Genomic DNA, 24,631 nt, shown 5'->3' with positions numbered 1-24,631 from the left:
TGCTCATAACCAGGGTGGGGCGTGTCCATCGGTGGCCCATTACCGGCCCATTGCCAGGGGGGACATGCCCATTCTTAGATGCCTCCAGTGGGCATAGTGGTGTTCTGCCCATTGCTCATGACCAGGGCGGAGCATGTCCATCGGTGGCCCATTACCGGCCCATCTCCAGGGGGGACATGCCCATTCTTAGATGCCTCCAGTGGGCATAGTGGTGTTCTGCCCACTGCTCACGACCAGGGCGGAGCATGTCCACCAGCGGCCCATTACCGGCCCATCTCCAGAGGGGACATGCCCATTCTTAGATGCTTCCAGTGGGCATAGTGGTGTTCTGCCCATTGCTCATGACCAGGGCGGAGCATGTCCATCCATGGCGGTATCGGTGGCGGTGCCGGCCGCGGGGAAGCCCTCATCCAGCAAGAGTGCATTGTCCAGCCGGAATGCCTCATCCAGCACGGCGCCGAAGTTCGCGGGGTCGTGCGCAAAACGGCCCAGGAACAGACCGGAGACGCCGTCGAGGGTTGGCAGCAGTCCGGGCTTGGCCGAGCCGCCATAGATCACCGGCAACTCCCGCACGCCAGCCAGCGCGAGCTGCGTCCGGAGCCGTTGGACGACGTCAGACACATACGCGGCCGCGGCGGGCTCCGCCGTTCCAATGGCCCAGACCGGTTCGTACGCGATGGTGAGCCGGCCGGTGAGCTCCCAGTCGCCGTCGACGGCCGATTCGATCTGACGGTACACAAAGTCCGCAGCGCCCGCCGGCTGCCCGGAGTCGGGCTCGCCCACGCACAGCAGCGGCGTGAGCCCGGCGTCGTCCGCGGCCCGGACCTTGAGGGACACCATGGCCTCGTCTTCGTTGAAATGCCGCCGGCGTTCGGCATGGCCGATCTCCACGATCCGGACACCAAGTTCCGCGAGCATGGACGGGGCCACCTCCCCGGTCCAGGGTCCGTCCGCCCAGCCGCAGTTCTGCGCCCCGAGCAGCACCGGTGAACCCGCGAGGAGGCGGGCCGCCGCGGGCAGGACCGGGAAGGACGGAATGACAAACGGGACAACCCGCCCGGCCGCGAGGGCCGGACGGGTATCCACTTCATGCCGCAGCCGCTCCAGCCAGTCCAGGCTGTCCCTGTAGCCGAGGTACATCTTGGTGCTAACCCCCACGAGGATGCGGGTGCTGGCGGTTTGGCTGCCGGGGCGCTGCTGCATATGTTGGTGCTTTCTGCTGGATCCAGTTGATGGGCGCTGGAAGACCCTACTGCTCCAGCAGCTCGTCGGCCTTGTTCTTGAAGCGGCGGGTCGCGAACATCATGGCCGCGGCCAGGAACGGGAGCACGCCCAGGGCATAGACCCCCATGGTTCCCGTGTCTGAGGCGGTGATCTGGTTGACCGAGGTCCGCAGGATCGGGGCCACGAAGCCGCCAAGGTTACCGAGCGAGTTGATCAGCCCAATTCCCGCGGCTGCGGCCGTTCCGGTGAGGAACGCCGTCGGGTAGGACCAGGCGATGGGGCCGATCGAGAGGAAGCTGCACACGGCGAGGGTGATGAACATGATGCCGAGCGCCGGAATGTGATTCGCGCCGGCCCACGCGGAGCCGAAGATGCAAAGTCCGGTGGAAATGAACAGCCCGGTGCCCCAGACCCTGCGGCGGACCACGGTGTTGGCGGCCTTGCCGATGAAGTAGCAGGCGAAGATGCCGAAGAACCACGGGATGGCTGCCATCAGGCCGACGGCGATGCCCACCTTCTGGCCGGTCAGCTGCGCCACCTGCTGCGGCAGGTAGAACGTCACACCGTAGACGGCGATCTGCAGGCAGAAGTAGATGACGGTGAAGTACCAGACCTTGCCGTTCTTCATGGCGGCCAGGACGCCGCGCGGGCCGGACTCTTCCTTGACAGTGTCTTCCAGTGCCATGACTTCAAGGAGCGCGTTCTTCTCGTCCTTGGTCAGGAATTTGGCGTCCTGCGGGCTGTTGATCAGGAAGAAGTACGCGGCGATACCGGCGACCACCGCCAGCATGCCCTCGACGAAGAACATGACCTGCCAGCCCTGGACCCCGGGCACCTGGTCGCCGATGTTGATCAGCCAGCCGGACAACGGGGCGCCCATCATCTGGGAAAACGGCTGGGCCAGATAGAAGATGGCGAACATCTTGACGCGGACCTTGTTGGGGAACCACGCCGCCAGGAACATGATGACGCCCGGGAACAGCCCGGCCTCGGTGACACCCAGCAGGAACCGCAGGATGATGAATGACGTCTCACCCTGGACGAATGCGAAGCAGGCGGAGACGATGCCCCAGGTGATGGCAATGCGGGCCAGCCACACCTTCGCGCCGAACTTGGTCAGGAGCAGGTTGCTCGGGATCTCGAACAGGGCGTAGCCGATGAAGAAGATCCCGGCGCCCAGGGCGTAGGCGCCGGCTGTGATGCCCTTGTCCACGCCTAAGGCGGCCTCGGCGAAGCCCACGTTGGTGCGGTCCAGGAAGGCGACCACATAAAGGATCACCAGCATGGGCATCAGCCGGCGGGAGGCCTTGGAGATGGCCGATTTAAGGACCGGCGTCTCCAGTAGGTCCCGGGTGGACGTTGTTGTTACGGACATCAAAAACTCCTCGTCGAGCAATCAGTGGTGTAACTCGGTGCAGTGATTCAGTTGCGGGGGAAACGTCTAGCGCGAAAAAGCGATCATCATTACCCCGGCCAGGCAGGCCAGGATGCCGACGGCGAGGTAGATCTTCCGTCCCTTGCTCCAGGATGCGAATCGGGAGGCGGCGCGGGTCTGGCTGTGTTGTGCCACGATGCTTCCTCCTTAGTGCATGTAGAGTCCGCCATCCACATTCAGCGTCTGGCCGGAGATGTACCCGGCGTCCTCGCTGATGAGGAAGGCGATGGCTGCTGCGATGTCCCGGGTCGAGCCGACCCGGTTGACGACGAGGTCTTTGGTGAGTTCGTCCTTGCGTTCCTCGCTGAGGGTGCCGCCCATGATGTCGGTGTCGATGGGGCCAGGTGAGATGGCGTTGACGGTGATGTCGTACTCGCCCAGTTCGCGGGCCGTGGCGCGGGTCAGGCCGATCACGCCGGCCTTCGCCACCGAGTACGGCGTCTTGGAGAATGTGCCGCCGCCCCGCTGCGCGGAGACCGAGGAGATATTCACGATGCGCCCGATCCTGTTCTTCACCATGGATTCTGCGACGCGGCGGGTGGCGTAGTGGACGCCGTTGAGGTTGATGTTGAGCACGCGGTCCCATTCGGCTGCGTCGAGCTCCAGGTAGGGCACCGGTGAGCTGACGCCGGCCACGTTGGCGAGGGCCACGATCTGCGGCAGCTCCGCTTCGATGGCGTCGATCGCTGCACGGACCGAGCCTTCGTCGGAGACGTTGGCACCGGCGCCGAAGGCCTGAACGCCGTGCTCGGCGGCGATTTCCTTGGCGGCAGCCTTGCAGCGTGCGTCATCGAGATCGATGATGCCGATGTTCCAGCCCTCGGCCGCCAGGTAGTTGGCGGTGCCGCGGCCGATGCCTCGCTCGGACACGGCACCGGTGATAATCGCGGTGCGTTCTGCGGGGAATGTACTCATGGGTGCGCTCCTGAAGAAAGGTGGAAGTGAACGATGCAGTTCAGTTGATGGGGGCAGGGCCGAGCTCGTTGAGGAGCTTCTGCATGGCCACGTAGGCCTTGTTGCGGTAGGCGATGAGCTCGGGGGTGCGTTCGGCGGGGACGTTGAGGAAGCCGGCTCCCGTTTTGGTGCCCAGCTTGCCGGCCTCGACCAGGTCGCTGAGGATTTTCGGGGTGGCGAAGCGTTCCGGGAAGTCGGTCTGCAGGGACTTGTAGCAGAAGTTGTAGACGTCCAGGCCCGCCATGTCGGCGATCGCGAACGGGCCGAAGAACGGCAGCCGGAAGCCGAAGGTGGTGCGGACCAGGGTGTCGACGTCCTCCGCAGTCGCGATGTCCTGTTCCACCAGTTGGGCGGCCTCGTGGAAGAGGGCGTACTGGAGCCGGTTGAGTACGAATCCGGTGACGTCCTTGACGACGGCGGTCTGCTTGTTGGCCGCGTGCACGAGGTCGCGGACGGCGCCGACCGTGGCCGCCGAGGTGCCGGCGTGGGGGATGATCTCGACGCCGGGGATGAAGGGGGACGGGTTGGAGAAGTGCACGCCGAGGAACCGTTCCGGGTTGGTCACCGGCTCGGACAGGTCGGCGATGGAGATGGTGGAGGTGTTGGAGCCGATGATGGCGTCGGGGCGGGCGGCGGCGCTGATCCGGGCCAGTGTCTCGTGCTTGATGGCGATGACCTCGGGGACGGCTTCCTCGATGAAGTCGGCGTCCGCGACGGCTTCCTCGATGTTCTTGGCGGCCCAGAGGTTTTCCTTCAGGATGGCCGTGGAGCCTTCCGGGAACAGCCCGTCGGCGACGAACTGGTCGGATTCCGTGAGCAGACGCTCGTAGTTCTTCTGCGCTACTTCGGCGGACACGTCCGCCAGGGCAACCCGGGCCCCGCCGAGCGCCAGGACCTGGGCGATGCCGCCGCCCATGTAGCCGGAGCCGACGACGGCAATCTTACGGGCGGCGTTGATGGCGGCCGCGGTATCTGTTGATTCGGTCATGTTCAGACTGCCTTCGTGTATTCGGGCTCGTACGAGCAAATGGCGTCCACCTTGGCGGCGGAGGAGGAGTTTTCGTCGAAGCGGTGGCTGAGCCATTCGCCGACGAGCTTCTTGGCCAGTTCCAGGCCGATGACTCGCTGGCCCATGGTGAGGACCTGGGCGTTGTTGCTCAGGACCGAGCGTTCCACCGAGTAGCTGTCGTGCGCGGTGACGGCCCGGATGCCGGGGACCTTGTTGGCCGCGATGGCCACGCCGAGCCCGGTGCCGCAGATCAGCAGGGCCCGGTCGGCGTCGCCCTCGGCGATCTTGCGGGCCGCGTCGACGGCCACGTGCGGGTAGGCGGTGGAGTCGTTGGCGCCGACGCCGATGTCCTCTACGGAGGCGACGCGGGGGTCGGCTTCGAGCAGGGCCTTCAGGGCGTTCTTGTATTCGACGCCTGCCTCATCGTTGCCGACGACGACGCGCCAGCCTGTTGTTGTGCTCATGCTTTTGCTCCTGTGCTGGAAGTTTCGATGTGGGTAGAAATCCGTGTGGCGATGAGTGCGAAGGACACTGCGCCGGGGTCGGGGTGGCCGAGGCTCTTTTCCGCGAGCGGACGGGCGCGGCCCTTGAGCGGGCGGAGATCGGCCGTCCGGCTGGCGGCGGCGGTAGCGGCTTCCGCTGCTGCGGCGAGCGAGTCAGCCACTGAGGTTCCGGCGTCGAAGGCGTTGAGGAAGGTGTCCCGGAACGGCAGGAGGGCATCCACCATGGTCTTGTCGCCCAACTCGGCCTTGCCGAGCTCGGTGATCGCGTCGACGAACGCGGTGACGGCGGCGGCGGCGTCCCCGCCGGAGTAGCTGTCCCGGTTGCCCAGCGCGAGGCCGGCGGCGATGACCGCCGAGCCCCAGAGCGCGCCGGAGGTGCCGCCGGCGCGTTCGCTCCAGGCTTCCCCGGCTGCGGTCAGGACCCGCGACGGCGACGCGCCGCCTTCCTGTTCCAGCGCGTGCCGGGCGGCGGCGACGGCCGCGTCCACGCCGCGGCGCATCCCGATGCCGTGGTCCCCGTCCCCGGCGATCGCGTCCAGGTTGCCGAGTTCCTCCTCATGCTCGATGATCACGTGCTGCACCTGGCCGAGCAGGTCGGCCGCCAGCCGGCCGAGGGCTGCCGCCGCTGCGGTGGTGTGTTCAAGCTCCTCGGCGGCGGCCTCGTCGGGGCCGGTGAGTTCGCGGCGGGCCCGGGGGGCGAGGTTGCCCTTGCGGAACGCCGGGGTGTCAGCCGGGGCGGCCCAGTACTGTTCGAGTTCCGCATCGAGCCAGAGCAGGGTCAGGGAAAGCCCGGACATGTCCAGGCTGGTGACCAGCTCCCCGCATTCGGGCTCCACCACGGTCAGACCGGCGGAGGCGAGGAGCTTTTCGATCTTGCCGAAGAGCAGGAACAGCTCGTCGTACTTGACCGTGCCCAGGCCGTTCACGATGGCCACCACGCGGGTGCCGGCGTCCTCCGGCTTGTCCTCGAGCAGCCGGGACACCAGAAGGGCGGCGAGTTCGGAGGCGGTCGGCATCGGGTGTTCGGAGATGCCCGGTTCGCCGTGGATGCCCAGGCCCAGGGACATCTGCCCGGCCGGGACGGTGAACAGCGGGGCGTCCGCGCCCGGCAGGGTGCAGCCGCCGAACGCCACGCCCAGGGAGCGGGTGCGGTAATTGGTTTTGACGGCGAGCCGTTCGACGTCGTCCAGGCTGAGCCCGGCCTCGGCGGCGGCGCCGGCGATCTTGAAGACCGTCAGGTCCCCGGCGATCCCGCGGCGCTTCCCGATCTGCTCCAGCGGGGCGGAGGCGATGTCGTCGGTGACCAGCACCGTGCGGGTCTCGATGCCCTCGGCGTTCAGCCGCAGCTGGGCCTGGCCGAAGTGCAGCACGTCCCCGGCGTAGTTCCCGTAGCTCAGCAGCACCCCGCCGCCGGCGTTGGCGGCCTTCGCCACCCGGTAGACCTGCCCGGCCGCCGGCGAGGCGAACATGTTCCCGCACGCCGAGCCCGCGGCAAGGCCCGGCCCGACCAGGCCGGCGAAGGCCGGGTAATGCCCGGAGCCGCCGCCGACCACCAGGGCCACCTGCCCGGCCGGGACCTCGGTGGAGCGGACCACGCCGCCGTCCACCCGGGCCACATAGCCCCGGTTGGCCGCCACGAAGCCGTCCAAAGCCTCATCCGCGAAATCAGCGGGATTGTCGAAGATCTGGGTCATGGTTCCTCATTGAATCCGTGTTGGAGAACTAATGCTGTGGGCAGAGAACTGAGTTGGAGCTGGGGTGGTGCGGCCGCCCCCAAATAGCTTGACGGCCGCACCCATCGCCGAATCAGATGCTGGCGAGTGCCGTGGTTGCGGGCTGCTGCCGGCCCTGCGCAACTTTGCTCTGGCCGAGGGCGTAGCCGTCGGTCTTCGGCAGGACCTGGCGGCGGAGGTAGTCCTGGTTGCTGGCGGTGACGGACAGGCCGTCGCCGCCGTAGTGCTCAGTGCAGAGGATGCCCTGGAAGCCCACGGACAGGGCGACCTTGAATGCCTCGCGGTAGTTGATCAGACCGCTTTCCATCGGGGCCGGCATGGCCACGTAGGTGTCGCGAGCCACGTCCTCGTCGCGGATGTAGTTCTTCATGTGCCAGTAGTTGGAGTACGGGAGGGTCTTGGCGACCATTTCGCGCCAGTCCTCGATCGGTCGGTGCAGCCGGACCAGGTTGCCGATGTCCGGGTTGAGGCCGACGTTGGCCAGGCCGATGTCCTGGACCAGCTGGACGGACTGGTCCGCGGTGCCGAGGTAGGTGTCCTCGTACATTTCGAGCGAGAGCAGCACGCCGACCTCCGCCGCGTGCTGGCCGAGTTCGCGCAGGCGTGTGACGGCCTTGCCCCAGGTTTCCTTGTCCCCCACCGGGTCCTTGTAGCCCTCGACCGTCCAGAACCACAGCTGCTTCTGCTGCTCGGCGGTGATGGCCTGGTGCAGTCCGACCGAGACCACCTCGCAGCCCAGTTCGGCCGCGGCGTCGATGGTGCGGTGGCTGTAGGCCAGGTTGGCTTCCCAGTTCCCTTCCTCGATGACGCTGCGCCGGATCGCGGAGATGACGGGAATGCCGATGCCCACGTTGTCGGCGGTCTGCTTGAACTCGGCGAGCCGGGCGGCGCTCAGGTCGCCGGGGCGGACCCAGCTGTCCGTGAGGTCGGCGTCGGAAAAGCCTGCTTCCTTGACCTCGGTGAGGACCTCGGCCCAGGCGGAGGCCTCGGCGTCGTTGATGTGGTTGCCCTGGGCGTCGGTTCCCGGGAACTGCAGCAGAGCCGCGGTGATGGGCCAGTTTTCGGCTGTGTAAGCCATGGGGTCACTCCTTCGTGAGATCCTGTTTCCTATAGGATCTACCATTCGACTCAATGTTGTCAATGTCACATTCTGGGCTAGGGCTGCTTCGCAGCGAAGGCCGCGGTGGCGAAGACCTCCGGATTCAGGACGTTGGCGGGGCGCTCCCCTCCTGCCACCGCCAGGATCGACGAGATGGCGCCGGCCGCCACGTCCCGGGTGAAATCTTCGGTCCAGCACAGCGAATGCGGGGAAAGCACCACGTTGTCGAAGGTCAGGAGCTCGTCGTCCGGAAGCAGGGGTTCCGGCTCGAAGACATCCAGCCCGGCGCCGGCGATCCGGCCGTCCCGCAGGGCATCCCGGAGGGCATCCGTGTCCACGAGCTTTCCCCGGCCGATGTTGATCAGATAGGCACTTGGCCTCATCCGGGCCAAGGCCTCGGCGTTGATCAGCTTTTTGGTCGCCGGTGTGAGCGCGGCGCAGAGCACCACGTAGTCCGAGCGCTCCAGGAGCTCGTTCAGGCCCAGCAGCTCGACGCCGAGCTCCGCAGCCTCCGCATGGCGGCCGCTGCGGTTGTTGCCCACCACCTTCATTCCGAGCGGGGCCAGCAGGCGGGCGAGCTCGGCGCCCACGCTGCCGAAGCCCACGATGCCGACCGTCTGTCCAACCAGCGGCGCGCCCCGGTAGTGCTCGCGCTGCGCCCAGTCGGAGGTCCGCGTCAGCCGGTCCTTGGCCAGGAGCTTGTGCGAGAGAGCCAACAAAAGGGTCAGCCCGGCCACAGCCAGCGGGCGGCGAATGGCGTCCGGGGTGTTCGTAACGACGACGCCGGCGCGGGTGCAGGCGTCCAAGTCAATGGTTTCGTAGCCTGCACCGAACCGGGCGATCAGCCTCAGGTCCGGGGCGTGGTCCACAGTGCGCGAATCGAAGGCGATGTGCCCCAGCGACAGAACAGCGTGGACGCCGGCAAGATCGGCCAACGGAACCGGATCCGTGTAGCTGGGCAGGACGCCCCAGCTGATGCCTTTGTCGCTGAGTCGTTGCAGTCCGAGGTCTCCGTGGACGGAGCTGCCGTCAGGTCGGGCAGCGTCGGCCGTGACCGCCACGGTGAAGGGCGGGTGGGTGGCGCCCGCCGCCGGGGCGGCCGCCTCGCTGGCGGCCGCCTCGCTGGCGGCCGCCGTCGTCAATTCATTTGTTGCTGTGCTCATGCGTCGGTTCAGCTTTCTGTCTGCGTTGCTGCGGTCTTGTCCCGGATGGGCTCGCGGACCAGCACGGTGTAGGCCACGGCGGCCAGGGCCGCGATGACGCCGCCGATGACGAACGACGGCGCGTAGGACCCGGTTGCATCGGCGATCACGCCGGTCAGCAGCGGTGCGAAGGCACCGCCGAAGTAGCCGCCGAAGTTCTGGATGGCACCGACGGATGCCACCTGGGAGTTGTCCACGATATCGCCGGGCATGGCCCAGGCGGCTGCCTGCATGGTGGCGACGAAGCCCAGCGCCACGGTCATCACGGCGAGGGCGAGCGGGAGGGAATCTACAAACGGGATCAGGCAGATCAGGATGCCGGCGATCACGGCGGCGACGGACATCACGTGGCGCTTGGCCAGCAGCGGATCGCGGCCCGCCTTCTTGGCGTAGCGTGTCATGACCCAGCCGCCGGTGATGCCCAGGATAGCCGCACCCAAGTACGGGACAGCAGCCAGCCAGCCGGAGTTTGCGATGCTGACGCCGCGCTCTTCCTGCAGGTACAGCGGGAGGAAGACGATGAAGATGTTCCAGATCCAGATGACGCAGAAGAAGCCTGCCATCATTCCCCAGATCTGGCGGTGCTTGAAGAGACCCAACCAGGAGACCTTCTTGGCACTCAGGACCTGCGTGGCGCGCTGGCTTTCGATGTAGTCCAGTTCCTGCGCGCTGATGCGCTTGTGCTCTTCAGGAGCGCGGTAGTAGATGAAGAAGGCCAGTGCCAGCACAAGGCCCGCGACGCCGAGGAAGAGGAAGATGGCCTGCCAGCCGAAGGTGAGCATGATGGCGGTCAGAACGGGCGGGGCAATAGCGGGTCCCCACTTGGAGCCGCTGTCCCAGATGGCGGTGGCCTGTCCGCGCTCGGTGCGGGGGAACCAGTCGGCGGTGAGTTTTGCCGATGCCGGTCCGTTCGGGGCTTCGGTGACGCCGAGCAGGAAACGGAAGGTGATGAACTGCCACATCTTGCCGCCGATGGCCATCAGCGCGGTAGCGATGCTCCAGCCCGCGATGGCGAGGAAATACATCCGGCGGGCGCCGAGCTTGTCCACGAGCCAGCCGGCCGGCAGCTGGGCAAAAGCGTAGGTCCAGGAGAACACGGTGCCCAGGAGGCCAATGTCCGTCCGGGTCATGCCGAATTCTTTGATGAGCTGCGGAGCGGCGATGGAGATCGCGCTGCGGTCCATGTAGTTGATGATGCCTGCGGCCAGCGCCCAGCCTAGGATCCACCATCGCAGATTTTTGATGGTGCGGCGTGTTGCTGATTCCTTAGGGCCTGTGGCCAAAGTTTCTGTTTGCACTGTTCACTCCCTTGTGACTCACCCGGTGTCGGCATCGTAGCCGTCACAATCGAAGATCCTATAGGGTCTTTGATCCAGTTGTGAAGGGGGTCACAAAAAAGACGCGCTTTACGTTTGCTGCGCTGGCCTGCTGAAGGAGAACTAGTCTGCCGGCGCGTCGGCAATGGCGCGGCCGCGCACCTTCTGCACATGCTCTGCCATGGCAGCTGCGGCCTTCTCCGGATCGCCGGAGGAAAGCGCGTCCAGGACCGCCTGGTGCTCGGCGATCGCCTGTTCCGCGTCCGTGATGCCCACGCCCCCAAAGAGGCGGAAGCGCTGGACCTGCCCGCCGAGGGCGGCATAGGCGGCAACCATGAACTGGTTGCCGGTCTGCTCCGCGATCAGCCGGTGGAACCGTTCATCGGCCTCCAGATAGTCGCGGAATTCGGCAAACGACGGGCCCCGCGGAGCCTTCTTGAGGTCGGCCACAGCCGCGGACAGCTCGGCATGGTGCGCGGGTGTCAGCCTGGCGCACGCCAAGCGGGCGTTGACGGGCTCGATTGCAAGCCGCGCTTCCATGAGCTCGGCGAAGTCCTCCTGGGTGAACATCGGCGCAACCCGATAGCCCTTGAGCGCGACGCGGCGAACCATTCCGGTGTGTTCGAGCCGGGCAAGGGCCTCGCGGACCGGCGTCGGGGAAACATCGAGCTCCCTGGCGGTTCCGTCAATGCTCACCGCGGCCCCGGGTTCGAGCCGCCCGTCGATGAGCGAGGCAAGAAGCTCCTCATAGACGTGGTCGGCGAGGACCTGGCGGCTGACGGGTCGGCCCGTGTGGTGGCCCTCAGGGCGACTCCCGGAGGAAGCTGATTGCATGTTCAGATCCTATAGGAGAGGACATGCCCATTCGCCGGGCACGCGCCCTGCGTCCGAGGGACATGCCCCTTGCCCGGGCCCCGCCAAGGGACATGCTCATCCCCGGGCCCCGCCACCCCCCGGCCGAAGGACATGCCCATTCCCGGGTCCCAACGGGGAACATGTCCCTTCGCCGGTCCCCCGACCGAGCGACATGCTCATTCTTAAGAGCGGAGAGTGGGCAGAATGGCATTCTGCCCACTCTTCGTGGCTGCGACGGGGCATGTCCCCGCCGGGTGAGCTGCTGTCCGGGCCTAGTTCTGGTAGGCCGGGTAGTCCGTGTAGCCTTCGGCACCGTCAGTGTAGAACGTGGTCGGATCTGCCTCGTTGACCGGCAGGCCTTCACGCCAGCGGCGGACCAGGTCCGGGTTGGCGATGGCGGGGCGTCCGACAACGACGGCGTCAGCGTGGCCGTCCGCGACCAAGGCTTTGGCCTCCTCACCGGTGGTGACAACGCCGAAGCCGGTGTTGATCAGGAACGTACCCTTGAACCGTGCGCGCAGATCCTGGACCAGCTCGCTGGTGGGTTCCTTGTGCAGAATGCTGAGGTAGGCCAGTTCCAGCGGGGCCAGAGCGTCTACGAGGTGGGCATAGGTGGCCCGGACGTCTGCTGCATCAAGTTCAGTTGCGCCCTGAACGTTGTGCTCGGGCGAGATGCGGATGCCAACGCGGTCCGCCCCGATGGCGTCCACCACGGCCTGGGCTACTTCGATCACGAAGCGTGCGCGGTTCTCAGGCGAGCCGCCATAGACGTCGTCGCGCTGGTTGGCGGCTGGAGTGAGGAACTCGTGCAGCAGGTAGCCGTTCGCGGAGTGCAGCTCGACGCCGTCGAACCCTGCCTCTACTGCCTTGCGTGATGCCGTCACGAATTCCTGAAGGATGGCCGGCAGTTCCTCGGTCGTCAGGGCGCGGGGAACAGGGAACGGTTTCTTGCCCTTGTACGTGCGGGTCTCACCGTCGATGGCAATGGCACTGGGTGCGACTACCTCGTAGCCCCCCGTAGTGTCCTCATGGGTGACACGGCCAGCATGCATGACCTGGGCGAAAATGCGACCACCCTCAGCGTGGACCGCGGCGGTCACGTTGGCCCAGCCCTCCAGCTGTTCGTCGGTCACGAGCCCGGGCTGGCCAGGGAAGCCTCGGCCTGCCCGGCTGGGGTAGGTTCCCTCACTTACAATCAAGCCGAGCGACGCCCGCTGCCGGTAGTGCTCGACGACCAGCGGGCCGGGGACTCCTTCTTGGCCGGAGCGGACGCGGGTAAGCGGCGCCATCACAAGACGGTTGGGCAGTTCCAGCTCACCGAGGGTCATCGGGGAAAACAGCATGCGCAGTTCCTTTCACAAGGGATTGGGTTCGCATGGTGTAACTGCGCGGCGCTTGCAACTATTCCGCGTGCGACTCGGATCACTATCGTGAGACGCTCACGGTGCGGGAGGAGCGGCGGGGCATCCCTGACCCTGTGGGTTCTGGAGGCAATCGTCCGCGTAGTTCCTGGTGATCGAGCGCCACACACTGACAGGCTGTGGCGGGGAGCTGAAGGAGCCTTGCCCCGGAATGGGAAGCGGCGGGCCGCCATTGACGGAATATGTGCCCTTGAAATGGGTGGTCAGCACCACCGCGAAATCCCCCGTCTGGGCGTAGACGTGACTGGTGAGGGTTTTCTCGCCCCAGCGTTCTTGCGGAAGCGGACCGCCGGCCGCCGCCTGGGGACCGAGCACCGCGCCGTCGCCGTAGTTCCACGAGTACTCCACGGGCTTTGCTACCACATGCACGCGTTGGGCCAGGATGGTGATGTCGAATTGTTGTTCCGCTGCATTCCCGAAAAAGTTCGTTTCCGCGCCGCGCAGGGTATGCGGGCTCGGCTGGGCTGTAACGGTGCCGGCTGCGACTGGCAGCCGCTGGAACTCCGTCTGGATCATAGCCGCGATGCGGGGCAGCAAATCCTCAGGTCTGGGATCGAAAAGACAAGTCGGGCCGGAGTGATAGGTCCACGAGGGGTTCGGCACTCCGGCCGGCGCTTTCAGCCACAGGACCGGAATCCCCTCTTTACCGTCCGGTCCGTTCTTGCAGTCGACAAGAACTGCCAGGCAATCGGTGTCGAAGTCCCCGCCGCCGAGGTGACATTGCAGCTCGTACTTGTACTGGTAGGGATCCGCACTTGGGGCTCCGGGTTGGAGGGCAACGAATTTCCCCGTGGCGGGGTCGATCCTCCATCCCCCGACATTGACCCCTTGATTTCCAAATCCGGCGTCGACACCGTTCTCATCCGCGGATGCGACACAAGGAAGAAGGAGAGTGACCGCCACGATTAGAAATGCCGCGGCAATTCTGATGACGTGCTCCCGAAACCGTTTGCTTGATCGGCTCATCGGATGGGATGAAGCCCCGTGAGTCGCCACGCGCCGCTAGCGAACTCGGCGATCATGACGTTGCCAGTATCCGAGGGCGGCGTCGGCGTTCTGAACTCAGTTCCTCCGGGGCCAATGTACGAAATCATTGCCTGCTGCACTTGGACTACGACTTGGTATTGACCGTCAGGCTGCTCAGCATACGACGTACTAACGGAAGGCGTTTCAACACGTCCCCCTGCCAGCCACTTCCCGCTTTCGTAATTGGAGCTGATGGCTTGCGTTACGTTCAAGCAAAGTTCGCATCCAGGCGTAGTAATCGCGTCCAACGGCGTTGTATCGCCGGTCTCGTACCCGTAACTCAACAACTGGAACCAGTACCGCGCAAAGGCTTCAAGTCCCTCCTTCGTTTCCGATTTCGCGACCTCGGGCAGCACCGGTACGGGGACGTTCTGGGCCCTGCCTGAGGCGTCGGCCGGCTTATAGCTCGGAGCTGGGGTCGGGGTGGCACTCGGAGTCGACGCGGCAGAGGGGCTTTGCGATTCGGCCGTCGGGGATGCGCCGGGTTGCGTTCCTCCCCCGCTACAGGCGGCGGCAGACATCAGAAGCGCGGCAACCAGAGCAGCGGACCAGGAGCGCTTGATGGTGGAGCTCGAAGTGCGAGATGTCATGGTCAGCTACTCCCCGATAGAAAATCAAGACGCCTGAAGCCAAACAGTGGCTTAAGGGTAACCGACGTCACATCCGGGGCGTCAGAGTTTTCCACAGTCCTTCCGTTCGCCCTCAACCTCAAGGTGGACAGACGTGAAACTGCCTGGAGCGAAGAAAACCAGGCGGGTGGCACGGGAGCCCCGCGTCCCGCCATGTCACCCGCCGCCTAGACTTAAACCATGGCGGACAAGCTGACTCCGGAGCGGCGCAGCTGGAACATGTCTCGCATCAGGGGCAAGAACACCAAACCTGAACTGCTGGTGAGAAGGCTGCTCCATTCAAAGGGTTACCGCTACCGGCTTCACGGCACGGCGCGCGGAGGCAAGCTCCCGGGCAACCCCGACCTGGTCTTCGCCAGCCGCCACAAAGTCATCTTCGTCAACGGCTGTTTCTGGCACTTCCACGACTGCCGCGTGGGCCAGCACGCTCCCAAAGCCAATGCGGAATTTTGGGAAACCAAGCGGACGCGCACGCGGAACCGCGATGCCGAGCAGCTCCATCAGCTGGAAGCCTCAGGCTGGACAGTGCTGACGGTCTGGGAGTGCGAACTCAAGGACCCAGTAAGTTTGGAACAGCAACTGGACGCGTTCCTTAGCAGTACTCAGCAACCGCCGCGCTGAGCAGATCGCAGCACTAAGCAGCCACCGCACTAAGCAGCCGCCACACCGAGCAGATCGCGGAGCCGGCGCCCGCCGACAATCGCCGAGGCCTAACCCGCACCTCAACCGCGGTTGTGGGCGATCAGCCAGCCGGCCATCTCGCGGGAGCGGCCTGCGGCGGCGCGGTCGCCCTCAGCGGCGGAGACGATGGATCCCTTCATGAGGATGTGCCAGGACCGGGAGAAGTTCTCCGGATCGCGCAGCCCTGCCTCTTCGGCCAGTTGCTGAACATGGGTACGGATTTTCGCGAGGTAGTCGATACTCGCCTGGCCAAGGGGATGGTCCGGGCCCATTTCGAGCAGGATGTTCACGAACGAACAGGCCTCGAAATCATCGCGCGCGAACCAGTCGGCAAAGACGTCGAAGATGGCGAGCAATTGCTCCTCCGGGGTCGCGCCCCGGCGCCGGGCCTCTGAGACAATCTTGTCCACAGTCCACTGCTGGTCCCTGCGTTCGAGGAAAGCCAGCACTAGCTCGTCTTTAGAGGCGAAATGCCGGTAGAAGCTCGCCTTGGCTACTCCAGAGCGGCTGATCAGTTCGTTGACACCGACATCCCGGACTCCCCGCCGGGAGAAAAGCTCATAGGCGACGTCGAGAATCCGCTCCCGCACACCCGAGCCAGCGACAGACCCACCGCTAGGCACCACGAGCGGTGGTGACGATCTCCGGACGGGATTCGTTGAAAGCGACATCAAAGATATTCTAGCGCGTCGCGAGACAGAGTGGTCTGCCCGGAGTAGAGTTCGTATTTCGGGCCTGGGGACCCGCAGTCCGCTGTACTTGAACTACTACCCACCCCGGAGATCCAGATGTCGCAACAGACGTCAGAGGAGTCGCTGACTCCCGACGCGCCGCGCCCCAGCCCCACCTCGTCCTCTGTAGCCCGTCTGAACGACTACCGGCGGGCCAAAGCGGTTGACCCTGATCTTGAGCCCCTGCGCCGGCAAGTGTCTACGATCATTGATGCGATTCTCGCTGATAACGCCCCGGACGAGGCGGAGGTGCGCGAAAAACTTCGCCTGCATGTTGCCCGAAACCCCGGCCGGCCGGAAAAGGCGCTCCTGGGCCACTTGATCTCAATGTCCGACCGGCAGGACGAAGCAGGGTAGGTGGCAGCACCCACCGAACACAACGCCACGTTTACCGGCTGATGGTCGCTTGCCGCACCACTTCGCCCCAGGACTGTTGTGCAAGATCCGCCACGGAGGCCAGGATCTCGGCGGGCGACTTGGACAGATCCAGCGGAAATTCCACGATGTCGATGTCCGTATTCAGGATCCGGCGTAGCTTGATTTCCCCTGCGCCCGGGTAAATGAGCCAGGCTGTCGGGACGCGTAACGACGTGCAGTACGCCAGCATGCGGTAATGGTCGCCGGAAAGCGACGCCCCGACGTCGGACGCCGCCTGGTACTTGGCGTCGTAGACCATCACCGGCCGTCCGCCCAGCAGATGCACGGCACCCGGTTGCACAATGATGCGGTCCGAATCGCGGACAGCTTCGTTGAGCAGGGCGTTGTACCGCAGCCGCATCTCCCCCGGGAACGCTGTCATGGCCTCCCGCAGCGCGATCCCGACGAAGTCCTCGAAAACGCTGGACATGTCCACCACAAACGACGCCGACTGCTGCCTGCCGTCGCCGGCTTCCGCGGAGGCGTTGCGCAGGATCAGTTCCGCGAGGCGCAGGGCTGCGTGGTAGCGGGCATTCATCCGGCTGGCCCGCCACACCGGCAGCGGCGCACCGGACTGCAGCCGGGTTACGGCGGCGAGCTTCCCCTTCAACTGTCGCAGCCTGCTGAGGACTTCGGGGCGGACCCCCGGCACCTGGGACATCCGCTCGAGCGCGGCCCGAAGGATCCGGTTTTCGGCAATGTCTTCGGTGAATTCGTCATAGGACACCTCCAGCGGAACCAGCATGCCGGGCCGGCGGGAAATCTGATCCGAGATGCGGATCCTGCCCTTGACCGTCCGGAGGGATTCGTCCACGTTCAGGTAACCCTGCAGGACTCCGCGGCTGAGGGCGCGGTCCGCGAGTTGCGCCAGCGATTCGGCCAAGGCACTCCAGAGGTCACTTTCCTCGACGGCGGAGACGGAATCCTCACGGAAGCCCTGGTCCCCCGCGTAGCCCAGCAGGAACAGCAGCCGGCTCAGACCGAGCCGCTCCTTGGGCCGGACCTCCAGCTGCACCGTGGGGGTGCGAACGGACCCGACCTTCCCGACCGGCTCGATGCGGTACAGCCCCATGCCCATCGGCGATGCCTTCGCCAGCCCGCTTCCGTTGATGTACGCCGCGCTGGCCGGATCGAGGCGCTCCGCGACTCCGACGGAGAGCTCGTCCAGCACCACCCGACGCAGCGAAACAGCGCCCCCGGCGCGGGCGCCCCGGCTAGGACTCAAGGCGGGCGAGCAGTTGGTCCAGCCCGAACCGTTCCTCCAGCTGGGCCCGGTTGAGCTGGCCGTGATAGTGCTCCTCAAGCAGCGGCATCAGCTCGTACTTCCAGATCCGGCGCAGGCCCTTGGGGCTCTGGGCGGACTTCTTCATGAAGTAGGACGGCCCTATCATGAGGTCGCGGTCCCACTCATCGATCGCATCGTTGAGGGCGTCCATCAGCAACGCCGGCGTGGTGTCCAGCTCCCGGGCCTGCAGGAAGCGCAGCAGCGAGCCTTTCACCGGCTCGGTCTTGGGGTGCAGCTCGATGAAGTTGAAGCGTCGCCGGATGGCGGCATCCATCATCGCGATGGACCGGTCCGCAGTGTTCATGGTGCCGATGATGTACAGGTTGTCCGGCAGCGTGAAGGGCTCGTTGGGGCTGTACTGGAGGTAGATTCGGTCGTCGCGGTACTCGAGCAGGAAGTACAGCTCGCCGAAGACCTTCGCGAGGTTTGCCCGGTTCATCTCATCGATGATCAGGAAGTAGGGCTTGCTCTCGTTGCCGGGCTTGGCCGCCTCTTCGGCGATGCGGCGCAGCGGACCGGCCACCAGTTTGAAGGACACTTGTCCCTCGTCCGTTTTGTCCGGCCGGAAACCCTCGAAGAAGTCCTCGTAGGCGTACGAAGGGTGGAACTGCACCAGCTTCACCCGCTCGTCGGTGGTATCGCCGGCAAGTTGCGCCGCCAGGTGCTTGGCCAGATAGGTCTTGCCGGTACCGGGCGGGCCGTACAGCACCAGCTGCCGGTTCTCCTCGAGGAGTTCCGCGATCTCCTGCAACGGCTCCAGATCCATGTGCAGCGCTGCGGCGAATTCCGGTGTGAGCGGGCGGAAACCTTCACAAGCGGGTTCGACGACGGCGGCCGGTTCGGTGCCGTCGCCGGCCTCCGCTTCCGCTTCGGTGGGCAGGAGGGCCTCGAGCGCCTGGATCACGCGGGTGATGTCGACGACGATTCCTGAGGTCGCCAGCTGACGCTGCACGTGCCGGGGCAGCTCCGACATGCTGTGGGTCTCGTCGAACCAGCGGACCTTGCGGCGCAGCCGCCGATTGTCCTCGTGGTGTTCGGGTTCACCCAGGACAACGCCCACCCGGACGGTGCCCGAGCTCTGGTACAGGGCCAGGTCGCCGGGCTTCATCACGGTCAGGAAGGCAAAGACGGCGGTTTTGGTGTCCTCGCGTTCCACGTAGCCGAGGTGTTTATAGTCCTCATCCACGGCGTGCTGGACCAGCCCGGCAGTGACGCCGGGGTCCAGCAGGCGAAGGTGTTCGACGTCGAGCGTCACTCTTTCGTCAGTCTGCCAGGTACCGAGCAAGTCGGCGTTGTCCTGATGGGTGCGCAGCAGCCAAGCGCGGCGGCCGGGGTCTCCCACCTTGCGCCACTGGCTCACGAGCTGGCGGGAGTACCAGTCGATCCGCTGGCCGGCCTGTTCGTCCAGGTGCAGGCGGATGCGGTGGATGTCGGCCGAGATTTCCTCGTCGCTGTCCCCCTTGGCCCCGCCAACGAGGGAGGCAAAGGCGTCGCGGATTTCCTGGCGCTCGACGTCCGCCACAATTGGCTCGAAGTAGCTCGGCCAGACCAGGAATTCAATGCTGCGGCGGATCGCCGGCTGGTCATCCGGGGTGCCCGCCACCAGCAGGTGGAAGGCCAGCGGGTCCTTGACGGCCGCGGCGACGACACCCGCGGGCCCCTGGGCCACGTGCTTGACGAAGCGGCAGAGCCATTTCAGGTGATCCCAGATGGTCCAGTTGAACTCGGCGGTGCGGTCCCGGATGACGCCGTGGTCGGTCATTCCGGCATACAGCTCATCCGGAAGTTCCAACGACGGTTCCAGCCACGTCGCGGCTTCTGCCACCCGGGCGCGTTTGACCTTGAGGGATTTGACCTCATGGGCCAAGGGAAGGGACTGAAGAAACAGCAGTTCAACTGCCAGTTGCTTGGCTCCCCGGGAAGCATCCGCCAGGTTCTCCCGGAGGTTGGTCATCATGGGTGCCTTGGAGTCCGATACACCTCGCTCAAGGCGTTCCAGCAGCTCCGCCGCGGCCGGCACCGACCACGTTTTCGTGCGTCCGTCCAAGGCCGAAGCCTTGCCGTGCAACCCCGGCCCCAGGACAAACCACGCCGCGTCCTCAATCTCCTTGGAGATGCCGAGGGCGCGGTGCATGGCAGGCTTTTTGGCTGGGGTCATCCCTTCAATTTACAGGCTTAAACTGAACGCCCGCATCAAGGGTGCGTCAGGGCCCGGGGCAGGGAGCCCGCGGGCAGCGGACGGACCCGGCGGGAATGACCGGTTGCTGTCAGGACGCAGGGTGGCGCCGGACGCCGAAGGTGAAATAGCTGGCCGGCCCGATGAAGTTGAGCAGGGTGGCCACCCGCCACAGCGCCTTGCTGCCGCGGATCTGCTCGGCCGGACGGCGCGAGATGTCACGCTGCGCCGCGAACAGGAGTGAGAGCTGGACGCCGGCCGCCGTGATGGTGCCGAACTTCGCCAGCGGCGGGAGTTCGGCCCAGGACTTCTTCCGGGCATTCTTCGTGCTTCGCTTCGTCATTGGTCGTTACTCCTTGCTTCCGGCGGGAGTGGCTGCGTATGCGGGTGTTCATTCTAGAGGCGATCCGCGGCCCTAGGTAGAGTCCCGAGATAGTGGCCCGAGGTAGTGGCTCCGACGTGCAGGCCGAGGAAGAGCCCCACGTTGCCGCGGGCGAGTCTAGGGTGCAGCGCGGACCGCGTGCGGATGCGCGGGAGTGAACCGCGCCAGCGTCTCCTTCTGCTCCGGGGTAAGCCGCAGCACCCGCCCGGTGGCTTCTTCCACGAAGGCAAGGTGGCTCGTGGCGCGGACGCAGTCCTCCCGGGTGACCGGGTCCTGGACCAGGTAATGGATGTCGAAGCTTGCTCCCTTTACCGCGCCGATCCAGAGCTGCACCAGCGCGGGAACGTTGCGGTATTCGAGCGTGCGAACGTACCGGATCTTGTGCTCCACCACGAGGGCGAGGGTGCCCTCCGGGACCTCGTTGAACAGCGGCACCGGCGGCTCGACCCCGGGCAACCCGGCGCCGCGGGGTGGACCGAACGCCGCAATGCGGGCCTCCTCGAGGATGCGGACGACCTGCACGTTGTTAATGTGGCCGTACGCGTCCATGTCCCCCCACCGCATCGGCACCTGCACCTCGATGCGCTGGGGGTCGACGGCTGCTCCGGGAGCCGCCGGCCCGGCGGCACTCAGCTGTGCACCGCCGTCGCATCGTCGGCCGTGTTTTCCGAAAAGGCCGCCTCGGCGTCCTCGCCGGCGAACTGGGACATGTACAGGCGGTAGTAGGCGCCCTTCAGCTCCAGCAGTTCGGCGTGACGGCCTTGCTCGACGATCCGGCCGGCCTCCATCACCAGGATGGTGTCGGCGTCGCGGATGGTGGAGAGGCGGTGGGCGATCACGAAACTTGTCCGGTCCGTGCGCAACGCCGCCATGGCCTTCTGCACCAGCACCTCGGTGCGGGTATCCACCGAACTCGTCGCCTCGTCCAGGATCAACAGCGACGGGTTCGCGACGAAGGCCCGCGCGATGGTGATCAGCTGCTTCTCGCCGGCGCTGACGTTGTTGCCTTCCTCGTCGATGACGGTGTTGTAGCCGTCCGGTAGGGCCCGGACGAAGCGGTCGACGAAGGTGGCCTTGGCCGCCTCCATCACCTGATCCTCGGTGGCGTCCAGGTTGCCGTAGCGGATGTTCTCGTAGATGGTCCCGCCGAACAGCCAGGCGTCCTGCAACACCATGCCGACCTTGGAGCGCAGTTCCGCGCGGCTCAGCTGGGTGATGTCGACGCCGTCGAGAGTGATGCTGCCGCCCTGGAGTTCGTAGAAGCGCATCACCAGGTTCACCAAGGTGGTCTTGCCGGCCCCGGTGGGTCCAACGATCGCCACGGTGTGGCCGGGCTCGGCGGTGAAGGACAGATCCTCGATCAGCGGCTTGTCCGGGGTGTAGCTGAAGGTGACGCGCCGGAACCCGACATGGCCGTCAGTCTTCGCCGGAAGCTGCTCGGTGGCGGTTTCTGCGTCCTGCTCATCCGCGTCGAGGAATTCAAAGACCCGCTCCGCGGATGCGACGCCGGACTGCAGCATGTTGGCCATGCCGGCCATCTGGCCCAGCGGCTGGGTGAACTCGCGGGAGTACTGGATGAACGCGGTGGCATCTCCCAGGCTCATTCCGCCGGAAGCGACGCGCAGGCCGCCGACGACGGCGATGCCCACGTAGCTGAGGTACGACACAAACTGCATGACCGGCATGATCATGCCGGAGACGAACTGCGCGCCGAAGCTTGCCTTGTAGAGGGCTTCGTTGCGTTCGTCGAAGCGCGCCAGCATGTCGCCGTCGCGGCCGAAGACGCGGACCAGGTCGTGGCCGGAGAAGGATTCCTCGATCTGGCCGTTGAGTTCGCCGGTGTTCTTCCACTGCGATGCGAAGAGCTTCTGGCTCCGGGAGCCGATGATGCCGGCGGCGACGCCTGAGAGAGGCAGCGCAATGAGGGCGATCAGGGCCAGCTGCCAGGACACGATGAACATCATGATCACAATGCCGATGACGGTCAGCGCGGAGTTCACCAGCTGGGCGAAGGCCTGCTGGAGAGCCTGCTGGATGTTGTCCACATCGTTGGTGACGCGGGAGAGGATGTCACCGCGCTGCCGGGTGTCGAAGTAGTTCAGCGGCAGCCTGTTCAGCTTCTTCTCGGTGTCATCGCGCAGTTGGCGGACCACGCGCATGACGAGGACGTTCAGGACGTACCCCTGCAGCCAGAGGAAGATATTGGCCACGAAGTACATCACCAGCACCACGCTGATGAGGAAGCCGAGCTTCTGGAAGTCGATGCCTACGCCGGGGACCAGGTCCATCTTGGAGAGCATGTCCGCGAAGTTGTTCTCGCCCTGGGTCCGCAGGCCCTCGACGAACTCGTCCTTGGTGACCCCTGCGGGCAGTTGCTTGCCCACCACTCCGCCGAAAATCACGTCCATCGCCTGGCCGAGGATCCGGGGCGCGACCACGTTGAGCACCACTGCGACGGCGACCATGAAGAAGACCACGATGACGCCGGTCCGCTCGGGCTTCAGCAGGCCCAGCAGCCGCTTCGCGGAGGGCCAGAAGTGCTCGGCCTTCTTGGAGGCAACGGCACCGAACATGCCGCCGTCGGCCTCGCCCGGGGTGTACTCCTCCTCGTAGAAATCGTCGTCCGGTGCAGCGTCCGGGGTAGTGGGAGCGACTTTCTCGTTGGTGCTCATGCGACTGCCTCCGCGCTCAGCTGGGATTCGACGATTTCCTGGTAGGTGCTGGAGGTCTCCAGGAGTTCCTCGTGGGTGCCGCGGTCCACGATCCGGCCATTGTCCAGGACCAGGATCTGGTCGGCGTCGGCGATGGTGGAAACGCGCTGGCCGACGATGATCACTGTCGCGTCCGCGGTCTTTGCCTTCAGCGCACGGCGGAGCCTCGCGTCGGTGGCGACGTCGAGTGCCGAGAACGAGTCATCAAAGAGGAAGACCTTGGGTTCGGTGACGAGTGCCCGCGCGATGCAGAGCCGTTGCCGCTGGCCGCCGGAGACGTTGGTGCCGCCCTGCGCGATGCGTGCAGCGAGCCCGTTCTGCTTATCCCGCACGAAGTCCGCGGCCTGGGCTACGGTCAGCGCCTCCCACAGTTCCTCGTCCGTGGCCTCGGGCTTACCGAAGCGGAGGTTGTGCTCGATAGTCCCGGAGAACAGGTAGGGGCGTTGTGGCACCATGGCGACGCGCTGCGTGATGTCCGAGCGGTCGAGGTTGGTGACGGGGACGCCGTCGAGCAGTACCTCACCCGAGGCGGCGTCGTATAGGCGTGGCAGCAGGGCCAGCAGACTGGTCTTGCCCGCGCCGGTGGAGCCGATGATGGCCACGGTCTGGCCTGGCTCGGCGGTGAAGCTGATGTCACTCAGCACCGGCGCTTCGGCGCCGGGGTAGGCGAAGGACACGTTCCGGAACTCGACGCGGCCTGCCTTTTCTACCGGCGGAACCGGGGTGAGCGGCTCGTGGATGGAGGGCTCGACGTCGAGGACCTCGCCGATGCGGTCCGCGCAGACCGAGGCGCGTGGAATCATCATGGCCATGAAGGTGCCCATCATGACGGCCATCAGGATCTGCAGCAGGTACTGCAGGAAGGCCGTCAGCGATCCGACCTGCATGTCCCCGGCGTCCACCCGCTGTCCGCCGAACCACAGCACGGCGGCCGTGGAGACGTGCAGGATCATGCCGATGACAGGGAACATCAGCACGAACAAGGCACCGATCTTCAGCGAGACGTCGGTGAGCTCCTTGTTGGCCGCGCCGAAGCGTTCGGCTTCGTGCGGTTCGCGCACGAAGGCGCGGACCACGCGGATGCCGATTATCTGCTCGCGGAGGATGCCGTTGAGCCGGTCGATTTTCGTCTGCATGGATCGGAAGAGCGGCATCAGCCGGACCACGAGGTATCCCACGACCACTACCAGCACCGGCACCGAAACCCAGACCAGCCAGGACAGGTTCAGGTCCTCGCGGAGGGCCATGAAGATGCCGCCGATGCACATGATGGGCGTGGCCACCATGAAGTTGAGACCCATCAGCATGAGCATCTGGACCTGCTGGACATCGTTGGTGCCGCGGGTGATGAGCGTCGGCGCGCCGAAGACGTTGACGTCCTTGGCGGAGAAGCTGGTGACCTTGCGGAACACTCCCCGTCGGAGGTCGCGGCCGAACGCCATCGCGGCCTTGGAGCCGTAATAGACCCCGGCGATTGCCGTGGCGACCTGGATCAGGGCGACGCCGAGCATGACTCCGCCGGTCCGCCAGATGTAGTCGGTGTCGCCGCGGGAGACGCCCTCATCGATGATCTGCGCGTTGAGGCTGGGCAGGTAGAGGGCGGCGATGGTCGATGCCAGCTGGAAGATGATGACTGCCGCGATATACGGCAGATACGGCTTGGAATAGCGCCGTATGAGGGTGACAAGCATGCCCACGCGTCCTTTGGAATACCGAATAGATGAGGCTGGCGAGAAGACTGGAGAGGAACAATGAATCGTTGCTCCAAGTATTAGCAGAGGGGGCTGACAGCCTTAGCCCTCCCCCACTCTACGAAATCCCTCGCCGGGCGGGGAACACCGA

General features: G+C 65.5%; 23 protein-coding genes. 2 read left to right on the top strand and 21 right to left on the bottom strand.

All coding sequences use genetic code 11. The features are described 5' to 3' along the window. Positions 1 to 339: 339 nt before the first annotated feature. The 14 genes from OM977_RS04080 to OM977_RS19725 all read right to left on the bottom strand — a co-directional run bounded on the left by OM977_RS04080 (position 340) and on the right by OM977_RS19725 (position 14,298). A complete protein-coding gene (locus tag OM977_RS04080; protein ID WP_264356263.1) occupies positions 340 to 1,203 on the bottom strand; it encodes a triose-phosphate isomerase family protein in 864 nt (287 codons plus the stop codon). Positions 1,204 to 1,249: 46 nt separating this feature from the next. Further along, positions 1,250 to 2,599: an MFS transporter gene (locus OM977_RS04075; protein WP_264356262.1), complete on the bottom strand. Its 1,350-nt coding sequence runs from the start codon at positions 2,597 to 2,599 to the stop codon at positions 1,250 to 1,252. A 66-nt stretch (positions 2,600 to 2,665) separates the two neighbouring features. Then, complete coding sequence (locus OM977_RS04070) at positions 2,666 to 2,794, bottom strand: hypothetical protein (RefSeq protein WP_264356261.1); 129 nt, start codon at positions 2,792 to 2,794, stop codon at positions 2,666 to 2,668. Positions 2,795 to 2,806: 12 nt separating this feature from the next. After that, positions 2,807 to 3,574, bottom strand: a complete 768-nt coding sequence (locus tag OM977_RS04065) for an SDR family NAD(P)-dependent oxidoreductase (protein ID WP_264356260.1) — start codon at positions 3,572 to 3,574, stop codon at positions 2,807 to 2,809. A 40-nt stretch (positions 3,575 to 3,614) separates the two neighbouring features. Continuing rightward, positions 3,615 to 4,601, bottom strand: a complete 987-nt coding sequence (locus OM977_RS04060) for a 3-hydroxyacyl-CoA dehydrogenase family protein (protein ID WP_264356259.1) — start codon at positions 4,599 to 4,601, stop codon at positions 3,615 to 3,617. 2 nt (positions 4,602 to 4,603) lie between these two features. Continuing rightward, complete coding sequence (locus OM977_RS04055) at positions 4,604 to 5,086, bottom strand: ribose-5-phosphate isomerase (RefSeq protein ID WP_264356258.1); 483 nt, start codon at positions 5,084 to 5,086, stop codon at positions 4,604 to 4,606. After that, the gene (dhaL, locus tag OM977_RS04050) at positions 5,083 to 6,819 is read right to left on the bottom strand and encodes a dihydroxyacetone kinase subunit DhaL (protein ID WP_264356257.1); all 1,737 of its coding nucleotides are present in this window, start codon (positions 6,817 to 6,819) and stop codon (positions 5,083 to 5,085) included. The genes OM977_RS04055 and dhaL overlap by 4 nt, the downstream gene beginning before the upstream one ends. 112 nt (positions 6,820 to 6,931) lie before the next feature. Then, positions 6,932 to 7,936, bottom strand: a complete 1,005-nt coding sequence (locus tag OM977_RS04045; RefSeq protein WP_264356256.1) for a sugar phosphate isomerase/epimerase family protein — start codon at positions 7,934 to 7,936, stop codon at positions 6,932 to 6,934. Positions 7,937 to 8,013: 77 nt separating this feature from the next. Beyond that, on the bottom strand, positions 8,014 to 9,120 hold the full coding sequence (locus OM977_RS04040) for a 2-hydroxyacid dehydrogenase (protein WP_264356255.1): 1,107 nt from the start codon (positions 9,118 to 9,120) through the stop codon (positions 8,014 to 8,016). 8 nt (positions 9,121 to 9,128) lie between these two features. Continuing rightward, complete coding sequence (locus OM977_RS04035) at positions 9,129 to 10,457, bottom strand: MFS transporter (RefSeq protein ID WP_264356254.1); 1,329 nt, start codon at positions 10,455 to 10,457, stop codon at positions 9,129 to 9,131. Positions 10,458 to 10,598: 141 nt separating this feature from the next. Continuing rightward, a complete protein-coding gene (locus tag OM977_RS04030; protein ID WP_264356253.1) occupies positions 10,599 to 11,309 on the bottom strand; it encodes a GntR family transcriptional regulator in 711 nt (236 codons plus the stop codon). A gap of 293 nt (positions 11,310 to 11,602) precedes the next feature. Further along, the gene (locus OM977_RS04025) at positions 11,603 to 12,673 is read right to left on the bottom strand and encodes an alkene reductase (RefSeq protein ID WP_264356252.1); all 1,071 of its coding nucleotides are present in this window, start codon (positions 12,671 to 12,673) and stop codon (positions 11,603 to 11,605) included. Positions 12,674 to 12,769: 96 nt separating this feature from the next. Beyond that, positions 12,770 to 13,747 carry a hypothetical protein gene (locus tag OM977_RS04020; RefSeq protein WP_264356251.1) on the bottom strand — a complete coding sequence of 326 codons (978 nt, stop codon included), beginning with the start codon at positions 13,745 to 13,747 and terminating at the stop codon, positions 12,770 to 12,772. After that, the gene (locus tag OM977_RS19725; RefSeq protein WP_442960717.1) at positions 13,714 to 14,298 is read right to left on the bottom strand and encodes a DUF6318 family protein; all 585 of its coding nucleotides are present in this window, start codon (positions 14,296 to 14,298) and stop codon (positions 13,714 to 13,716) included. Before OM977_RS19725 ends, OM977_RS04020 begins: the two co-directional genes overlap by 34 nt. Before the next feature lie 288 nt (positions 14,299 to 14,586). Here OM977_RS19725 and OM977_RS04015 point away from each other — a divergent pair, with 288 nt between their 5' ends. Further along, the gene (locus OM977_RS04015; RefSeq protein ID WP_264356250.1) at positions 14,587 to 15,027 is read left to right on the top strand and encodes a very short patch repair endonuclease; all 441 of its coding nucleotides are present in this window, start codon (positions 14,587 to 14,589) and stop codon (positions 15,025 to 15,027) included. Positions 15,028 to 15,128: 101 nt separating this feature from the next. Here OM977_RS04015 and OM977_RS04010 read toward each other — a convergent pair whose 3' ends face one another. Further along, entirely contained in the window at positions 15,129 to 15,758 is a 630-nt protein-coding gene (locus tag OM977_RS04010; protein WP_264356249.1) for a TetR/AcrR family transcriptional regulator, read from the bottom strand. Positions 15,759 to 15,875: 117 nt separating this feature from the next. Between OM977_RS04010 and OM977_RS04005 the strand changes: the two genes are divergently transcribed. Further along, the gene (locus OM977_RS04005) at positions 15,876 to 16,175 is read left to right on the top strand and encodes a hypothetical protein (protein WP_264356248.1); all 300 of its coding nucleotides are present in this window, start codon (positions 15,876 to 15,878) and stop codon (positions 16,173 to 16,175) included. Between the two features lie 31 nt (positions 16,176 to 16,206). On the opposite strand, the gene OM977_RS04000 is transcribed toward OM977_RS04005, so the two are convergent. The 6 genes from OM977_RS04000 to OM977_RS03975 form a co-directional block, all read right to left on the bottom strand. Next, positions 16,207 to 17,403 carry a 5-methylcytosine restriction system specificity protein McrC gene (locus OM977_RS04000; RefSeq protein ID WP_442960716.1) on the bottom strand — a complete coding sequence of 399 codons (1,197 nt, stop codon included), beginning with the start codon at positions 17,401 to 17,403 and terminating at the stop codon, positions 16,207 to 16,209. Between the two features lie 46 nt (positions 17,404 to 17,449). Continuing rightward, positions 17,450 to 19,678, bottom strand: coding sequence for an McrB family protein (locus OM977_RS03995; RefSeq protein WP_264356246.1), 2,229 nt, complete (start codon positions 19,676 to 19,678; stop codon positions 17,450 to 17,452). Between the two features lie 109 nt (positions 19,679 to 19,787). Continuing rightward, on the bottom strand, positions 19,788 to 20,039 hold the full coding sequence (locus tag OM977_RS03990; protein WP_264356245.1) for a hypothetical protein: 252 nt from the start codon (positions 20,037 to 20,039) through the stop codon (positions 19,788 to 19,790). A 156-nt stretch (positions 20,040 to 20,195) separates the two neighbouring features. Next, the gene (locus OM977_RS03985) at positions 20,196 to 20,642 is read right to left on the bottom strand and encodes an acyl-CoA thioesterase (RefSeq protein WP_264356244.1); all 447 of its coding nucleotides are present in this window, start codon (positions 20,640 to 20,642) and stop codon (positions 20,196 to 20,198) included. Between the two features lie 65 nt (positions 20,643 to 20,707). Further along, on the bottom strand, positions 20,708 to 22,750 hold the full coding sequence (locus tag OM977_RS03980) for an ABC transporter ATP-binding protein (protein ID WP_264356243.1): 2,043 nt from the start codon (positions 22,748 to 22,750) through the stop codon (positions 20,708 to 20,710). Continuing rightward, positions 22,747 to 24,480: an ABC transporter ATP-binding protein gene (locus OM977_RS03975; RefSeq protein ID WP_264356242.1), complete on the bottom strand. Its 1,734-nt coding sequence runs from the start codon at positions 24,478 to 24,480 to the stop codon at positions 22,747 to 22,749. The genes OM977_RS03980 and OM977_RS03975 overlap by 4 nt, the downstream gene beginning before the upstream one ends. Positions 24,481 to 24,631: the final 151 nt, after the last annotated feature.

The sequence above is a fragment of the Pseudarthrobacter sp. MM222 genome (genome assembly GCF_947090775.1).
In the GTDB taxonomy this organism is placed as follows: domain Bacteria; phylum Actinomycetota; class Actinomycetes; order Actinomycetales; family Micrococcaceae; genus Arthrobacter.
Note: the sequence above shows the minus strand (reverse complement) of the source record. Positions and strands in the feature narration are given on the sequence as shown.

What these genes read in the sequence shown, in the direction of transcription:
- OM977_RS04015 (WP_264356250.1), top strand. Translation starts at nt 14,587, where the DNA reads ATGGCGGACAAGCTGACTCCGGAGCGGCGCAGCTGGAACATGTCTCGC.
- OM977_RS04075 (WP_264356262.1), bottom strand. Translation starts at nt 2,599, where the DNA reads ATGTCCGTAACAACAACGTCCACCCGGGACCTACTGGAGACGCCGGTC.
- OM977_RS04010 (WP_264356249.1), bottom strand. Translation starts at nt 15,758, where the DNA reads ATGTCGCTTTCAACGAATCCCGTCCGGAGATCGTCACCACCGCTCGTG.
- OM977_RS04080 (WP_264356263.1), bottom strand. Translation starts at nt 1,203, where the DNA reads ATGCAGCAGCGCCCCGGCAGCCAAACCGCCAGCACCCGCATCCTCGTG.
- OM977_RS04065 (WP_264356260.1), bottom strand. Translation starts at nt 3,574, where the DNA reads ATGAGTACATTCCCCGCAGAACGCACCGCGATTATCACCGGTGCCGTG.
- OM977_RS04005 (WP_264356248.1), top strand. Translation starts at nt 15,876, where the DNA reads ATGTCGCAACAGACGTCAGAGGAGTCGCTGACTCCCGACGCGCCGCGC.
- OM977_RS03995 (WP_264356246.1), bottom strand. Translation starts at nt 19,678, where the DNA reads ATGACCCCAGCCAAAAAGCCTGCCATGCACCGCGCCCTCGGCATCTCC.
- OM977_RS04030 (WP_264356253.1), bottom strand. Translation starts at nt 11,309, where the DNA reads ATGCAATCAGCTTCCTCCGGGAGTCGCCCTGAGGGCCACCACACGGGC.
- OM977_RS04040 (WP_264356255.1), bottom strand. Translation starts at nt 9,120, where the DNA reads ATGAGCACAGCAACAAATGAATTGACGACGGCGGCCGCCAGCGAGGCG.
- OM977_RS04060 (WP_264356259.1), bottom strand. Translation starts at nt 4,601, where the DNA reads ATGACCGAATCAACAGATACCGCGGCCGCCATCAACGCCGCCCGTAAG.
- OM977_RS04025 (WP_264356252.1), bottom strand. Translation starts at nt 12,673, where the DNA reads ATGCTGTTTTCCCCGATGACCCTCGGTGAGCTGGAACTGCCCAACCGT.
- OM977_RS04055 (WP_264356258.1), bottom strand. Translation starts at nt 5,086, where the DNA reads ATGAGCACAACAACAGGCTGGCGCGTCGTCGTCGGCAACGATGAGGCA.
- OM977_RS03975 (WP_264356242.1), bottom strand. Translation starts at nt 24,480, where the DNA reads ATGCTTGTCACCCTCATACGGCGCTATTCCAAGCCGTATCTGCCGTAT.
- OM977_RS19725 (WP_442960717.1), bottom strand. Translation starts at nt 14,298, where the DNA reads ATGTCTGCCGCCGCCTGTAGCGGGGGAGGAACGCAACCCGGCGCATCC.
- OM977_RS03990 (WP_264356245.1), bottom strand. Translation starts at nt 20,039, where the DNA reads ATGACGAAGCGAAGCACGAAGAATGCCCGGAAGAAGTCCTGGGCCGAA.
- OM977_RS03985 (WP_264356244.1), bottom strand. Translation starts at nt 20,642, where the DNA reads ATGCGGTGGGGGGACATGGACGCGTACGGCCACATTAACAACGTGCAG.
- OM977_RS04045 (WP_264356256.1), bottom strand. Translation starts at nt 7,936, where the DNA reads ATGGCTTACACAGCCGAAAACTGGCCCATCACCGCGGCTCTGCTGCAG.
- dhaL (WP_264356257.1), bottom strand. Translation starts at nt 6,819, where the DNA reads ATGACCCAGATCTTCGACAATCCCGCTGATTTCGCGGATGAGGCTTTG.
- OM977_RS03980 (WP_264356243.1), bottom strand. Translation starts at nt 22,750, where the DNA reads ATGAGCACCAACGAGAAAGTCGCTCCCACTACCCCGGACGCTGCACCG.